A 14,442-nucleotide genomic window follows, 5' to 3' on the forward strand; every position below is an offset into this window, starting at 1 on the left:
TCGAGCCTACTTCGTCGCGCTCGCCGTCAGCTCGTCCGCAGGCAGCGGCCGGGCGGCGCCCGAGAACAGACCGGATGCCACGACGAGGCCCACCAGGATGAACAGGGTGTTCAGCAGGCCGATGTGCTCGCTGATGAAGCCCAGGACGGGTGGACCGCCGAGGAAGGCGATGTATCCGATCGTCGCGGCGGCGCTCACGCGCGCGGCGGCCTTCGCCGGATCATCGGCGGCCGCGGACATCCCGATCGGGAATCCGAGCGACGCCCCGATGCCCCACAGCGCGGCGCCGACGAGCACGAGCGGCAGCGACGGCCCCAGGATGAAGAGCAGGATGCCGGCGGCCGCGGTCAGCGCGAGCGCGCGGAGCACGGGCACCCGGCCGAACCGGTCGACGACGGGGCCGCCGAAGAGGCGCACCACCGTCATGCCGACCGAGAAGACGGCGAGGGCGACGGCGCCCATGCCGGGCGCGGCGCCGTGACCCTCCTCCGCGCCGAGCGCGATCCAGTCGTTCGCGCCGCCCTCGGCGAAGGACATGCCGAGCATGACGACGCCGAGCGCGTAGGTGCGCGGCTCGCGCCAGGCCTCGAGCGCCACGTGCATCCGTTCGCGCCAATGCGGCTTCTCCTCGTCCACCGGGTCGAGCGCCGCCTCGCGGGCGGGGACCTGGAAGAAGCAGACGACGGCCGCGACCGCGATGACGACGCCGATGACGCCGGCGTGCGCGGCGACGTCGAGACCGACGGATGCCGCGAGGGCCCCCGCCCCGGCGCCGAGCACGGTGCCGAAGCTGAACAGGGCGTGGAAGACCGGCAGGATGGTCCGGCCCATCTGCTGCTCGATCGCGGTGGCCTCGACGTTCATCATCACGTCCACGCATCCGTTGCCGAAGCCGAACAGCGCCATGCCGAGCAGGACGACCGGCACCGAGCCGAACACGTTCGCGCCCAGGCCGATCAGGGCGATGCCCGCGGCGAACAACAGCATGCTCAGGAGGATGCCGCGGCGCGCGCCGGTGCGGGCCATCACGGCGGGGCTCAGGGAGATGCCGAGGATCGAGGCGACGCCCATCCCCAGCAGCAGCACGCCGACCTGCGCGTTGTCGAGGTCGAGCGCCTCCTTGATGCCGGGCACGCGGGAGGCCCAGGTCGCGATGGAGAGGCCGCTGGCGAGGAAGATCGCGAAGATCGCCAGGCGCCAGCGGACGAACTGGGAGCGGGTGAGCGTCGATTCCACTCCCCCACCCTATCGAATCGATTCGATCCGCGCAGCGACTCCGGGTTATCCTCGGGGTATGACGATCCAGCCGCGCCGGCCGACGATCGCCGACGTCGCCCGGGCGGCCGGGGTGTCGACGTCGACCGCCTCGGTGGTGTTCAGCGGCAAGGTGAACGTCGCCGAGGCGACCCGCCGACGGGTGCTCGACGCCGCCGCGGAGCTCGGCTATGCGGGGCCGGACCCGCGTGCGGCCTCGTTGCGCCGCGGACGCAGCGGGATCGTGGGCGTCGTGCTGTCCGCGCACCTGCGCCATGCGTTCCTCGACCCGGTCACCACGGCGATGATGGACGGGCTCACCGATGCGCTGACGGATGCCAGTGCGGGACTCCTCCTCCTGCGCGACGATCCGCAGGGCGACGATCCGCCGCCGATCGCGGAGGCGCCGGTGGATGCGGTCGTGCTCATCGGATGCTCCGCGCGCACGCGCGCCGCGGTCGAGACCGTGCGGCAGCGCGGGCTGCCCGTGGTCGTCATCGAGGGCGCGGCGGGGGAGGGCGTGCCCCGGGTCACCCTGGACAACCGGGAGGCCAGCGCGGCCATCGCGCGGCATCTCCGCGACCTCGGGCATGAGCGGGTGGCGGAGATCACGCTGCCGATGGAGCCGGCGCGCGAGCGCGGACCGGTCACGCCGGCGCGCCTGCGCGCCGCGACCGTCGACGTCGCGCTCGACCGGCTCGCCGGGTTCCGCGAGGTGTTCCCGGACGCCCCGGTGGTCAGCGCCGCGGGGAGCCTCATCGACGAGGGGATGATCGCCGCGCGAGCGCTGCTGACCGACGAGGCGGGGAAGCGGCTGCCGGATGCCGAACGGCCGACCGCGATCGTCGCGCAGAGCGACCTGCTGGCGGTCGGTGCGATGCGCGCCGCCGAGGAGCTCGGCCTGCGGGTGCCGGAGGATCTCAGCGTCGTCGGCTTCGACGGGATCGCCGTCGACGGACTCGGTGACCAGCGGCTGACGACCATCGTGCAGCCCGCGATCGAGAAGGGGCGCGCCGCCGGCGCCCAGATCGCGCGGATGCTGGCCGGAGAGCCGGGGGAGTCGGTGCACTTCACCTGCCGTTTCCGCGAGGGGACGACGATGGCGCCGCCCGCGGGGCGGTGAGGGCGCGGGCGCTGGCGCCGCGTGCGCGTGCTGGGCGCGGGCCGGTCGCGCGGGCCGGTCGCGCGGGGCGGTCGGCGGGAGCTTTCTGCATCGGAAACGCCCGTGTCCGGTGCGTTTTTCTCCCGCCGGGAGTGACGCGCTCCGCCGCCGGGAGGCTCCCACATCCCTGGGGCCGGTTTGCGGTGCGTTCTTCTCCCGCCGGCGCGAGCGTGTCCAGCCGTGAGGAGGTTCCCGCATCCGCGAGGCCGCCTTGCGGTGCGATTCTCTCCCGGCGAACCCGGCGATGGTCAGGAGCGCTGGGGGCCGAGGGGGAGCGGATGCGAGGCGTAGTCGAGGATGCGGTAGCGGCCGCATTCGATGACGCGGTCCGGCACGGCGCCAGGCGGGGGAAGGTCCCACGGGACGGTCTGCGCGTCCTCAACAAGGAACGTCACCTCGCCGACGGCGAAGTCGGTGCGGTTGACGAGCCATGCGTAACCGCGCAGCCGGTGGTCGACCTGCACGAGCCGTGAGGGCTCGGCGAGATGCAGCTTCGGCAGGCGCACAGTCCAGAACTGGCCGGCGCCCGTGCGGCCGGAGCCGTCCACCCAGTCGGTGACGCACGTGAGATCGGGATCGGGCCGTCCGGCGGCGGCGCCGATGGTCGGGATGCCGATCACGACGCCGGCTGCAAGTGCGACGGCGGCGACGGACGCCGCCGCCCGCCGAACAAGCCGGGGCGACGGCAGAGCGGTCGGCCGGGCGACAAGACCCAGCACCGGAGCGAAGGCGATCGGTGCGAGATAGCGGGCTGCGTGCGTACCCAGCGCGATCGCCCCCAGGACGACCAGTGCCGGTGCGAGCCAGCCGTAGAGCGCAATCACACCTGAGCCGTCGCCGGCGCGGATGCTGCGAACAACGCACAGCGCGATGAGCGCCGCCGTGAGGACCGCAGCCGCCAAACCGTGCGGTGACGCCAGACGCTCGATCCCCAGCGCGGCGTAGTGGCTCATGGACTCCTGCCAGAGCGCCGGCTGTGCGTATCCGGTCCCGCTGTTCGCGATCCATTCCGACAGCGGTATGCGGCCGATCATCCCGCCTGCGGCACCGGCGAGAAGCGCACCGACTCCGGACAGCGAAGGCATTCGCTGGTCGTCACGCACGGCCCGGACGGCGAGGATCACGACGAGCGGAGCGACGGCCCAGGCGACGAAGAGCGGGTTGGAGACCGTCGAGACAACGGTGGTGACACCGAGCGCGAACGTCGTGCCGAGCAGCACTCTGCGCGACGTCGTGTCGAGAAGGCGGCGCATGAGGCCCACCGCCACGACGGCGCCGATCACCGTCGCGGAGTAGTACGTCGTCGTCAACAGAAGCGATGCCGGCTCGAGAGCATCGCGGGAAGCGGATGTCTCGGATGCGGCGAGCATGCCGAAGGCCCCGAGGGCGATAAGCGACCACGCGACGGGCGCCCGGCCAGGCTCGCGCCGCCCGGCAGCCAGCCGGGTCGCTCCGTACAGCGCGACCATGTTCACGACCGCGTTCACGGCGAGCAGCGCATCGACATCGAGGGGGGCATGCCCGCCTTCAGCACGAGGAAGCATGCGGCTTCCGGAATGAACAGGACGCTCGAGAAGGCCCAGTCCTGCGGATCGCCTTCGAGGATCGAGCGGACGAGCAGCGCGACCGCCAGGGAGTCCCCATCGCGGAACAGCAGCTCGCCGCGGGGCGAGGCCGCGACGACCGCCGTGACGGCGATCGCGATCCCCGTCGCCGCGAGCCAGCCGACGAGCTCGCGGAGGGACGTGCGGGTCATGGCACTACTGTCGCACGCCCGTTGCCTGACACTGGCGGGTCCGGTGCGGTGGGGTGCGCGGCGGGGCGGACGCTTCGACAGGCTCAGCGTCCGTGGACGGGCTCCGCGTCCGACGGTGCGACCGGCCGGCGCGGCGCGCGAAGGCCGGCGGAGTGCGGGCCGGGAGGGCGGGGGAGACCGCCCGATAAGATGGGGAACACCGCCCGCCGCGCCGAGAGGCCCCGAAGCGCCAGAGGAGCTGCTTATGCCGTTGCTCCTCGCCGTGTTCCTCGCAGGGGCGCTCGTCCTTCCTGCACTGGTCCGCTGGCTGGGAGCCCAGGCCTTCGCGATCGGCGCGCTCGTCCCCGCCGCCGCCTTCGTGCACGCGCTCACCCGCACACCCGACGTCCTCGACCCCGAGCGCGTGCCGTTCTTCAGCTACGACTGGATCCCCCAGCTCGGCCTGCACCTCTCCCTGCGCATGGACGTGCTCGGGTGGGTCCTCGCCCTGATCGTGACCGGCGTCGGCGCTCTGGTGCTGCTGTATTGCCGCTGGTACTTCCACGACGACGCATCCAGGGTGGCGCCCTTCGCCGGCGTGCTGCTCGGATTCGCCGGCGCGATGTACGGGCTCGTGCTCACCGACGACCTGGTGATGCTCGTGATGTTCTGGGAGCTCACCAGCATCCTCTCCTACCTCCTGATCGGGCATTACCACCGCCGCGCCGCCAGCCGCCGCTCCGCGCTGCAGGCCCTGCTGATCACGACGCTCGGCGGACTCGTGATGTTCGTCGGCGTGATCCTTCTCGTCGTCGACACCGGCACCGCCAGCATCCGCGAACTGCTCGCGATGGCGCCGACCGGACCCATCGTCGATGCCGCGATCGTGATGCTGCTCGTCGGCGCCGTGAGCAAGTCGGCGCTGTTCCCGCTGCACTTCTGGCTGCCGGGAGCGATGGCTGCGCCCACGCCGGTGAGCGCGTACCTCCACGCCGCCGCCATGGTGAAGGCCGGCATCTACCTGATCGCCCGCTTCGCCCCGATCTTCGCCTTCGCCGCGCCGTGGCGGCCGATCGTGATCACGCTGGGGATCATCACCATGCTTCTCGGCGGCATCCAGGCCCTGCGTGAGACGGACCTGAAGCGCATCCTCGCCTTCGGCACCGTGAGCCAGCTCGGCTTCTTCGCGATCGTGTTGGGCTACGGCACGCCGGCGGCCGCGCTCGCCGGGCTGGCCCTCGTCATCGGGCACGCCCTGTTCAAGTCGGCGCTGTTTCTGATCGTCGGCATCATCGACCGCCAGCTCTCCACCCGCGACATCACCGAGCTCTGCGGCGTCGGCCGCCAGGCCCCGGTGATGGCCACGGCGGCGGTCCTCTCGGTCGCCTCGATGGTGGGCCTCGCGCCCACGATCGGATACGTCGCGAAGGAATCCACCCTCACGGCGCTCATCGACGAGACCCTGCACGGCTCGGCATGGGGCGCCGCGGCCCTCGCCGGCGTCGCCCTCGGATCGGTGCTGACGGCGGCGTACGGCGCCCGATTCCTGTGGGGCGCGTTCGCGCGGAAGACGGATGCCGGCGGCCGCGTGCCGGACACCGCCTGGCCCGACCCGCCGGTGGGGTTCCTCTCCGCGCCGATCGTGCTCGCGGGCGCCACCATCGCCCTCGGACTGGGCGTTCCCGCGGTGGACCGGGCGCTGCAGCCATACGCGCTCAGCCTGGCAGGAGGCGACGCTTCGACAGGCTCAGCGTCCGCGACGGGCTCAGCGTCCGCGACCGGCTCCGCGTCCGGCGAGCCGGGGCATCTGGCGCTCTGGCACGGCCTCGAGCCGGCGCTGTTCGTCTCGATCGCGGCGATCCTGCTCGGCGTCGGCCTGTGCGCACTCACGATCCGCACCGGATGGGACCGCCGTCGCCGGTTCATGCCGTTCACGGCATCCGATGCCTACTATGCCGTCGTCCGCGGCATCGACCGGCTCTCGGTGCTGACCACGACCTTCACCCAACGCGGCTCGCTGCCCCTCTACGTCGGCACGATCTTCATCGTGCTCGTGGCCGCCGAGGCGACGGCCCTCGTCGGGGGAGGGGCGCTCGGCGAGCATCGGCTCTCCGGCTGGCACACACCGGTGCAGCTCGTCGTCGCGCCGATCATGGCGGCGGCCGGCCTCTTCGCCGTGCGTGCCGAGAAGCGCTACACCGGTGTGGTCCTGGTGTCGGTCACCGGGCTGGGCATGGTGGTGCTCTTCGCCACGAGCGGCGCCCCCGACCTGGCCCTCACGCAGATCCTCGTCGAGACGATCACCCTGGTCGCCTTCGCGCTCGTGCTCCGGCGCCTGCCGTCGCGCATGGGCGAGCACAACGCCTCGGCCGGCCGGGTGCCGCGCGCCCTGCTCGCCGTCGGCGTCGGCGTCGTGATGGCGTTCGTCGCGATCGTGGCCACGCAGGCCCGGTTCGTCGACCCGATCTCCCTCGCCTACCCGGAGCTCGCCTACGAACTCGGCCACGGCAAGAACGTCGTCAACGTCGCACTCGTCGACCTGCGCGGCTGGGACACCATGGGCGAGCTGGGGGTGCTGGTGCTCGCAGCCACCGGCGTGGCATCCCTCGTCTTCGTCACCCACCGCGCCGACCTGCTCTCGGCCACCCGCGACCTGCCCGACACGAAGCGACGCTCCACCGCCCGCCGGCCGATGGTGGAGACCACCGAGGGCGTGCGCTTCCAGACCCCCGAGAACCGCGACGCACCGCGCGCCTGGCTCGTCGGCGGTCAGCAGGTCAAAGCCGCCAACCGTTCGATCCTGCTCGAGGTGATCGTCCGGATCCTGTTCCACACGATCATCGTGGTGTCGATCTACCTGCTCTTCGCCGGACACAACAGCCCCGGCGGAGGCTTCGCCGGCGGCCTCGTCGCCGGGATGGCGCTGGTGATGCGGTACGTCGCGGGCGGCCGCTGGGAGCTGGGCGCGGCGGCGCCGACGGATGCCGGGCGCCTGCTCGGCGCGGGCCTCGTCGTCGCCGCCGGCACGGCCGTACTGCCCCTGTTCTTCGGACTGGGGCCGCTGCAGAGCGCGGTGTGGGAGGCCGACGTTCCCGTGCTCGGCCACCTCGAACTGGTGTCGTCGACGCTCTTCGACGTGGGCGTGTACCTCGTCGTGATCGGCCTCGTGCTCGACGTGCTGCGCAGTCTCGGCGCCGAGGTCGACCGGCAGACGCAGGCCCTGCGCCACGGGCAGCGGAGAGGGGCGGATGCCTGATGGACGTCTCCCTGACCCTGATCCTCATCATGGCGGTGCTGTTCGCGTGCGGGGTCTACGCGATGATGGAGCGCAGTCTGACGCGTGTGCTGATCGGCTTCCTCCTGCTCGGGAACGCCACCAACCTGCTGCTGCTCATCGTGATGGGCGTGCCGGGCAGGGCGCCGTTCCACGGCGAGGACGCGCGGGTCAGCGATCCTCTGCCGCAGGCGCTCACCCTCACCGCGATCGTGATCACGTTCGCCGTGTCCGCCTTCCTGCTCGCCCTCATCTACCGCTCGTGGCAGCTCGGCCAGGCCGACACCGTCGCGGACGACGAGGCCGACCTCGCTCTGCGTGCCCGGACGGATGCCGAGGAGGACGTCATCGACGACGAGGCGGAGCTCATCGACGAGGACGCCACGACCGACTTCGTCGGTCTGGAGACGGTGCCGGTCACGGTGCGCGTCGCGACGCCCCTGCCGGTGGATCCGGATGCCGCGGGGGACGCTTCGGCAGGCCCGGCGCCCGGGGGCTCAGCGTCCGGGAGCTTCCGGGAGGACGCTTCGACAAGCTCAGCGTCCGGGGGCTCCGCGTCCGGGGGCTCCGCGGGGGAGGCGCCGGCTCCGGCGGCATCCGCTCACGACGTCGCGCGGGACAAGCGCGACGAGACGAGCCGCCCCGACGACAGCGGCGAGGAGGGCCGCCCGTGACCGCCCTCGTGCCGCTGATCGTCACCCTGCCGCTGCTCGGCGCGGCCGTCACCCTCGTGTTCGGGCGCAACCCGCGTCTGCAGATGGTCGTCTCGGTGGGCACGCTCGCCGCGGTGTCGATCATCGCCGCGGTGCTGCTGGTCGCCGTCGATGCCGGGTCGCCGCTGGCGGTCTCGGTCGGCGGCTGGCCGGTGCCGTTCGGCATCGTGCTCTACGTCGACCGGTTCGCGGCGCTGCTCGTGCTCGTCTCCAGCATCGTCCTGCTCGCCGTGCTCCTGTTCTCGATCGGCCAGGGCGTCGCCGACGGCGTCGACGAGACCCCGATCTCGATCTTCAACCCGTCGTACCTGATCCTCGCCGCGGGCATCTTCGACGCGTTCATCGCGGGGGATCTGTTCAACCTCTACGTGGGCTTCGAGATCCTGCTCGTCGCCTCTTACGTGCTGATCACGCTGGGCAGCACGGAGTCCCGCATCCGCACCGGGGCCGTCTACATCGTCGTCTCGCTGGTGTCGTCGATCCTGTTCCTCGCCGCGATCGCGATGATCTACGGCGCCGTCGGCACGGTGAACATGGCGCAGCTCACCGAGCGCGTCGCCGCCCTGCCGCAGGAGACGCAGCTCGTGCTGCACCTGCTCCTGGTCGTCGCCTTCGGCATCAAGGCGGCCGTGTTCCCGGTGTCGTTCTGGCTGCCGGACTCGTACCCGACCGCGCCGGCCCCGGTCACGGCGGTGTTCGCGGGCCTGCTCACCAAGGTCGGCGTGTACGCGCTGATCCGCACCGAGACGCAGCTGTTCGCCGAGAACAGCATCGACACGCTGCTGCTGATCGTGGCGCTCGCCACGATGATCATCGGCGTCCTGGGCGCCGTCGCGCAGGCCGAGCTGAAGAGGATCCTCTCGTTCACTCTCGTCAGCCACGTCGGCTACATGATCTTCGGTCTCGCGATCGTGACGCCGGATGCCATCGGCGCGACGGTCTACTACATCGTGCACCACATCGTCGTGCAGACGACCCTGTTCCTCGCGGTGGGGCTGGTCGAGCGACGGGCGGGCAGCACGTCGATCCTGCGGGTCAGCGGGCTGATGAAGGCGGCGCCGGTGCTGGCCGTGCTGTACTTCGTGCCGGCGATCAACCTGGGCGGACTGCCGCCGTTCTCCGGCTTCCTCGGCAAGGTCGGACTGTTCGAGGCGGCGGCCGGCGTGGGCACCCCGCTGATGATCGTGGTGATCTTCGGGGGCGTCGTCACCTCGCTGCTCACGCTGTACACCCTGATGCGCGCGTGGAACCTCGCGTTCTGGCGCGAAGAGGAGGAGGACGACGCCGACCTGAGCCGTGTCGCCCACCTGACCACGGCCCCCGCCGCCGACGAGCGGCAGGAGACGCGGCGGATCCCTGCGATCATGACCATCGCCACCGGCGGCATGGTCTCGGTGACGCTCGCGCTGACCGTGTTCGCGGGGCCGCTGTACGCTCTCTGCGACCGCATCGGCGGTGCGCTCCTGCAGCCGGTCAGCCTGGTGCAGCTCGAGGAGGAGGTGGGCGGATGAGCCCGGACGCCTCGACCCGCCGCATCCTGCGCGACATCGGCCTGCAGGTGCCGTTCCTGCTCTGGCTGGTGGCGCTGTGGATGCTGCTCTGGCAGCAGTTCACGCCGCTGGCGGTGGTGACCGGCCTGGTGGTGGCGGTGGTGGTCACCCGGGTCTTCCGGCTCCCGACGGTCGAGCTGGTCGGCCGGATCAACCTCTGGTACGCGGCGCTGTACGTGGTGCAGTTCCTCGCCGCGATCGTGATGGGGGCGCTGCGGGTGACCGCCCAGGTGCTCGATCTCGGTCGGCAGCCGGGCGCGGCGATCATCGCCGTGCCGCTGCGCTACGCCGACGACCTCGTGATGACGCACGTGGCCGTCACCTCCTCGCTGATCCCCGGATCGCTGGTCGTGGAGGCCGATCGCGACCGCCGCATCCTGTACCTGCACGTGATCGGGGTGCGCAGCCGCGAAGACGTCGACGACGTGCGCGAGGGCGTGCTGCGCTGGGAGAAGCGCATCGTGCGCGCCCTGGGGACGCCCGCCCAGTACCGGGCGCTGCGCGCCGACGAGCTCGGCACCGGCAAGCGGAAGGCCCGCCCATGAACATCCTGCTCACGGCGATCCTCGTCGTCTTCGGCGTCGCCGCCATCCTCACCGTCATCCGGATCGTCCGGGGCCCATCGATCCTCGACCGCGCCGTGGCATCCGACGTGCTGCTGACCGAAGTGATGTGCGTGCTCGGCGCCGAGATGGCGATCAACGGGCACACCCGCAACGTCCCGGTGCTGCTCATCATCGCCGCGGTCGGCGTGTTCGGATCCATCTCCGTCGCCCGCTACGTCGCCCGGAGGGATGTCACGACGCCATGACCCTGCTCGGACTCGAGATCCCCGACCCGCTGCTGGATGCGATCGTGCTCGGGCTGATCCTCGTCGGCGCGCTGCTGTGCCTATCGGCCGCGATCGGCCTGCTGCGCTTCCGCGACGTGCCCTCCCGGCTGCACGCCGCGACCAAACCGCAGGTGCTCGGGCTGCTGCTGATCTGCCTGGCGATCGCGCTCTCGCAGCGCAGCGTCGGCGGCATCCTGCTCGGCCTCGTCATCGTCGCCCCGGTGGTGCTGATGCAGTTCGCCACCGCACCGCTGTCGGCGCACATGGTCGGCCGCCAGGCGTACCGCAACGGCACCATCCACCAGCGCGGTCTCGTCGTCGACGAGTACGCCGAGTCGAAGCAGACGCCCCCGGCCGCCGGGTAGCAGGTCGCCGGCCGGAGCGCCCTCAGAGCTCGGCGACGAACCGGCGGATGAGCTCGGCCGCCGCCCAGGAATCGCTGATCAGCGTGCCGTGCCCGTGGTCGGGGATCTCCTCGAAGCGGGCGCCGGGGATGTTGTCCACGATCTCCCGGCACCAGCTCATCGGCGCGAGCGGATCGCGCTGGCCGCGCAGCACGAGCACCGGATGCCGCACCCGGCCGTACGCCCGCTTCGCATCGTGCACGATGGTCGCGCGCATCTTGCGCAGCAGGTGCGGCCCGCCGCGCAGGTACTCCCGGGCGCCGCGCCAGAGCACCACGGGGCGCTCGTGCAGCAGGTCGAAGAGCAGGTAACCGGCCTGGGCGCGGATGCTGCGCGAGGCGCTGTTCACGGTCGGGCCGGCGAGCACGAGGCCGGAGACGACGTCCGGATGCCGGGCGGCCACCTCGGCCGCGATCTGCGCGCCCATGGAATGGCCGATGATCACGGCGTCCGTGATCCCGCGGTCGCGGAGGAAAGCCGCGACCAGGTCGGCGTGCCGCTCCATCGTCAGCGTCCGCTCCGGCTCGGGCGCCTCGCCGAACCCGGGCAGGTCGAGGCCGATGATCCGGCCGCTCAGCCGCGACACCAGGTCGATGTAGACGCTGCGGCCCATGCCGATGCCGTGCAGCAGCACGATCGGATGGTCGCCGACGCCGAAGTCCTCGGACACCAGGGTGGCCCCGCCGGATGTGAACTCCTCGATGACGGCGGGCGTGCCCTCGGGGGCGAGCAGACGTTCCGGCATCCTCCCAGGCTATCCGGCCGGCCGCAGCACCAGCGTGTCGACGGCCGCCCGCGTCACGGCTTTCGCGGTGAACGGCCACGGCCGCTGCACGCCCGCGGCCCAGTCCGCGGTCTGGTCGGTGTAGTGCTGGTGGAAGGCGTGGCCGGACTGGCCCGTCAGCTGGTTCCAGCTCGACGCGTCGAAGTTGGCGAGGTCGACGACCATGCGCATCGACGGCACCGTCTCGGTCGCGTACGACCCGCTGCCGAGCGACCATCCGGTGGCGTTCACGACCGACCCGCCGCCGCCGACCGGGAACGGGCCGCGGTTGAACAGCGCCTCGATCGGCGCGATGCCGGAGGAGCCGAGCGTCTCGCTGCGCAGCTGCAGGGCGTGCAGCGAGCCCCACCGCCACAGCCGCACGTCCTCGCCCTGCAGCTCGCGCAGCTGGCGGTAGGCGTCCTCGGCGGAGCGGGAGAGCATCTCCTCCATGCCGTCGACGTCGATCCGCTCGTTCGTCCACAGCGGGTGCGTGGGGTCGTCCAGCAGGGCGGCGACCACCGTGAACAGCCTGCCCTGGTCGTCGACCGGGAGCGGCACCTCGCGCTCGGTGAAGAGGTTGCGGGCCAGGTGCGCCCACAGGGCGTTCGCGTACGCGGCCGCGGGGGAGTCGGCGTCGTTCTGCGCGTCCCAAGTGCGCAGCAGATCCACGGCCGCCTTCGGGCCCTTGCCGGTGACGGTCACGCCCTCCATCGCCATCGCCAGGCGCTTGCCGATCCACATCTCTTCGTCGGCCTGGATGTCGCGCATGTCCTGCGCGGTCAGCGGGGCCGCCGCGGCGCGGCGCTCGAGGAGGTGCGCGATGCGGTTCGCGCGATAGCCGTGGTCCCAGTCCCGCGACAGGAAGTGCGCGTACTGGTCGTCGACGATGGCGTTGTTCGCCGTCACGATGTACCCGGATGCCGGGTTGTAGGACACCGGCAGCTCCTCGAACGGGATGAACCCGGTCCAGTCGTAGGCGCTGTCCCAGCCCGGCTGCGGCAGCCAGCCGTCCCCGGCCCCGCGCACCGGCAGCCGTCCCGGGGTCTGGTAGCCGATGTTGCCGTCGACATCGGCGTAGATCAGGTTCTGCGCCGGCACGTCGAAGAGCGCGGCGGCGCGGCGGAAGTCCTCGAAGTCCTGGGCGGTCGCCATCGCGAACACCGCGCTCGCCGTGGTGCCCGGGTCGAGGGCGGTCCAGCGCAGGCTGACCGCGTATTCCGCATCCGGCATGCCGTCGTCCGCGAGGGAGGTCGCGCCCGCGCTCCCGTCGGTGACGGCGGGACCGTCGGCGATCGCGGTCATGTCCGGTGTGAGGTCGGAGATGAGCGGCCCGTGCACCGTCCGGCGGATGGTCAGTTCGATGTCGTCGCCGCCGGCGACCTCGATCGTCTCGGTGGACACCTCGAGCGGGACGAGGGCGCCGTCGCGCCAGTAGCTGTCGCCCTGCACGCGCTCGATGTAGAGGTCGGTGACGTCGGTGGTCAGGTTGGTGAAGCCCCACGCGATCCGCTCGTTGTGCCCGATCACCACCCCCGGCAGCCCGGAGAAGGAGAATCCGCCGACGTCGAACGGGCACTGCGCGGTCACCGTCGCGCATTTCAGCTGCACCTGGTACCAGACCGAGGGCAGCGAGGCGCCCAGGTGCGGGTCGTTCGCGAGCAGCGGCTTCCCGCTCTCGGTGAGGTCGCCCGAGACCACCCAGGAGTTCGAGCCGATCCCCTCGCCGGGGGAGCCGAGGAGCAGGCTCGCCGCCTCGATCACATCCGATGCCTGCTGCCACTCCACGGTCATCAGGGCGTCGGATGCCTGGCTCTCGCCGGTCGTGGCCGCCGCGGGCGCGGCATCCGTCCCGCTCGCGGGGAGGCTCGAGATCTTCGGCACGATCACGGGGTTGTCGGCGAACGGATACCCGGGGTACATCGTTTCGAGCTGCGCGTTCACGGCGGCCGGGTCGCCGGTCTGCTGCTGCAGGTCGGCGGCGAGCAGGGCGCGGGCGGTCTCGTCCTCGATGTTCGTCCGCAGGTCCCAGGCCATCGCCTTCAGCCAGGCCACGGAGTCCGCCGGCTCCCACGGCTCCGGCTCGTACTCCGGATTCTGGATGCCGAGAACGGCATACTCCAGCGACAGGTCCGCGCCGGAGCGCGAGGAGAGGTACGCGTTCACCCCGTCGGCGTACGCCTGGTAGTACCCGCGCGTGGTGTCGTCGAGGGCCTCCACCTCCTGCTCGGCGACGGCGCGCCAGCCGAGGGTGCGGAGGAAGGCATCCGTCGCCGCCTGCGACGCGCCGAACATCTCGGCCACCCGCCCGGCGGTGACGTGCCGGCGGAAGTCCATCTCGAAGAAGCGGTCCTGCGCGTGCGTGAACCCCTGCGCGAAGAAGAGGTCGTGCGTGGACTCGGCGGTGATCGTGGGGATGCCGAGATCGTCGCGCTGCACGGAGACGGTGCCGTCCAGGCCGTCGAGCGTCAGTTCGCCGGCGGTCTGCGGGAAGGAGCGGTGGATGGTCCAGGTGACGGTGAAGGCCGCGGCGACGGCCATGACGACGACGAGCGCGATCACGAGGAACACGATCCGTCCGATGCGGGCCCTGAGCGGGTGGCGGGGAACGGCGGATGCCGCGGGTTCGGTCGTCATGGACGGACACCTCCGGGTCGGGCGGTGGGACTCCGTCTCACGGAGTCCGGGTGCGCGTGTCGGCACGCGCGTGCCCTGGCATCCTATGCCACTCGCTCCTGTCGTACTCCGTCGCGTG

12 protein-coding genes are annotated in these 14,442 nt (G+C 71.7%); 7 read left to right on the forward strand and 5 right to left on the reverse strand.

What is annotated here, in order from left to right:
- Positions 1 to 6 precede the first annotated feature (6 nt).
- Positions 7 to 1,236: an MFS transporter gene (locus tag JSY13_RS00250; protein WP_259607028.1), complete on the reverse strand. Its 1,230-nt coding sequence runs from the start codon at positions 1,234 to 1,236 to the stop codon at positions 7 to 9.
- 58 nt (positions 1,237 to 1,294) lie between these two features.
- Here JSY13_RS00250 and JSY13_RS00255 point away from each other — a divergent pair, with 58 nt between their 5' ends.
- Positions 1,295 to 2,377, forward strand: a complete 1,083-nt coding sequence (locus JSY13_RS00255; RefSeq protein ID WP_259607029.1) for a LacI family DNA-binding transcriptional regulator — start codon at positions 1,295 to 1,297, stop codon at positions 2,375 to 2,377.
- Positions 2,378 to 2,664: 287 nt separating this feature from the next.
- On the opposite strand, the gene JSY13_RS00260 is transcribed toward JSY13_RS00255, so the two are convergent.
- Both JSY13_RS00260 and JSY13_RS00265 read right to left on the reverse strand, forming a co-directional pair.
- Positions 2,665 to 3,885 (reverse strand): hypothetical protein, encoded by a 1,221-nt coding sequence (locus JSY13_RS00260; protein WP_259607030.1) that lies wholly within the window; start codon positions 3,883 to 3,885, stop codon positions 2,665 to 2,667.
- 14 nt (positions 3,886 to 3,899) lie between these two features.
- Positions 3,900 to 4,172 carry a hypothetical protein gene (locus tag JSY13_RS00265; protein ID WP_259607031.1) on the reverse strand — a complete coding sequence of 91 codons (273 nt, stop codon included), beginning with the start codon at positions 4,170 to 4,172 and terminating at the stop codon, positions 3,900 to 3,902.
- A gap of 244 nt (positions 4,173 to 4,416) precedes the next feature.
- On the opposite strand from JSY13_RS00265, the gene JSY13_RS00270 reads away from it, so the two are divergent.
- Genes JSY13_RS00270 through mnhG form a run of 6 tightly spaced genes read left to right on the forward strand, consistent with a single transcriptional unit; the run spans position 4,417 to position 10,885 of the window.
- Positions 4,417 to 7,407, forward strand: a complete 2,991-nt coding sequence (locus JSY13_RS00270) for a Na+/H+ antiporter subunit A (RefSeq protein WP_259607032.1) — start codon at positions 4,417 to 4,419, stop codon at positions 7,405 to 7,407.
- The gene (locus JSY13_RS12620) at positions 7,407 to 8,099 is read left to right on the forward strand and encodes an NADH-quinone oxidoreductase subunit K (protein WP_432806423.1); all 693 of its coding nucleotides are present in this window, start codon (positions 7,407 to 7,409) and stop codon (positions 8,097 to 8,099) included. Before JSY13_RS00270 ends, JSY13_RS12620 begins: the two co-directional genes overlap by 1 nt.
- A complete protein-coding gene (locus JSY13_RS00280) occupies positions 8,096 to 9,649 on the forward strand; it encodes a Na+/H+ antiporter subunit D (RefSeq protein WP_259607033.1) in 1,554 nt (517 codons plus the stop codon). The genes JSY13_RS12620 and JSY13_RS00280 overlap by 4 nt, the downstream gene beginning before the upstream one ends.
- Complete coding sequence (locus JSY13_RS00285; protein ID WP_259607034.1) at positions 9,646 to 10,233, forward strand: Na+/H+ antiporter subunit E; 588 nt, start codon at positions 9,646 to 9,648, stop codon at positions 10,231 to 10,233. Before JSY13_RS00280 ends, JSY13_RS00285 begins: the two co-directional genes overlap by 4 nt.
- Positions 10,230 to 10,499, forward strand: a complete 270-nt coding sequence (locus tag JSY13_RS00290) for an MrpF/PhaF family protein (RefSeq protein ID WP_259607035.1) — start codon at positions 10,230 to 10,232, stop codon at positions 10,497 to 10,499. Before JSY13_RS00285 ends, JSY13_RS00290 begins: the two co-directional genes overlap by 4 nt.
- Positions 10,496 to 10,885 carry a monovalent cation/H(+) antiporter subunit G gene (gene mnhG, locus JSY13_RS00295; protein WP_259607036.1) on the forward strand — a complete coding sequence of 130 codons (390 nt, stop codon included), beginning with the start codon at positions 10,496 to 10,498 and terminating at the stop codon, positions 10,883 to 10,885. Before JSY13_RS00290 ends, mnhG begins: the two co-directional genes overlap by 4 nt.
- A 22-nt stretch (positions 10,886 to 10,907) precedes the next feature.
- Here the strand turns inward: mnhG and JSY13_RS00300 are convergent, their stop codons facing one another.
- Both JSY13_RS00300 and JSY13_RS00305 read right to left on the reverse strand, forming a co-directional pair.
- Positions 10,908 to 11,669, reverse strand: a complete 762-nt coding sequence (locus JSY13_RS00300; protein ID WP_259607037.1) for an alpha/beta fold hydrolase — start codon at positions 11,667 to 11,669, stop codon at positions 10,908 to 10,910.
- A 9-nt stretch (positions 11,670 to 11,678) separates the two neighbouring features.
- The gene (locus JSY13_RS00305) at positions 11,679 to 14,324 is read right to left on the reverse strand and encodes a penicillin acylase family protein (protein ID WP_259607038.1); all 2,646 of its coding nucleotides are present in this window, start codon (positions 14,322 to 14,324) and stop codon (positions 11,679 to 11,681) included.
- Between the last annotated feature and the right edge of the window lie 118 nt (positions 14,325 to 14,442).

This window comes from Microbacterium neungamense, assembly GCF_024971095.1.
Taxonomy (GTDB): Bacteria; Actinomycetota; Actinomycetes; order Actinomycetales; family Microbacteriaceae; genus Microbacterium; species Microbacterium neungamense.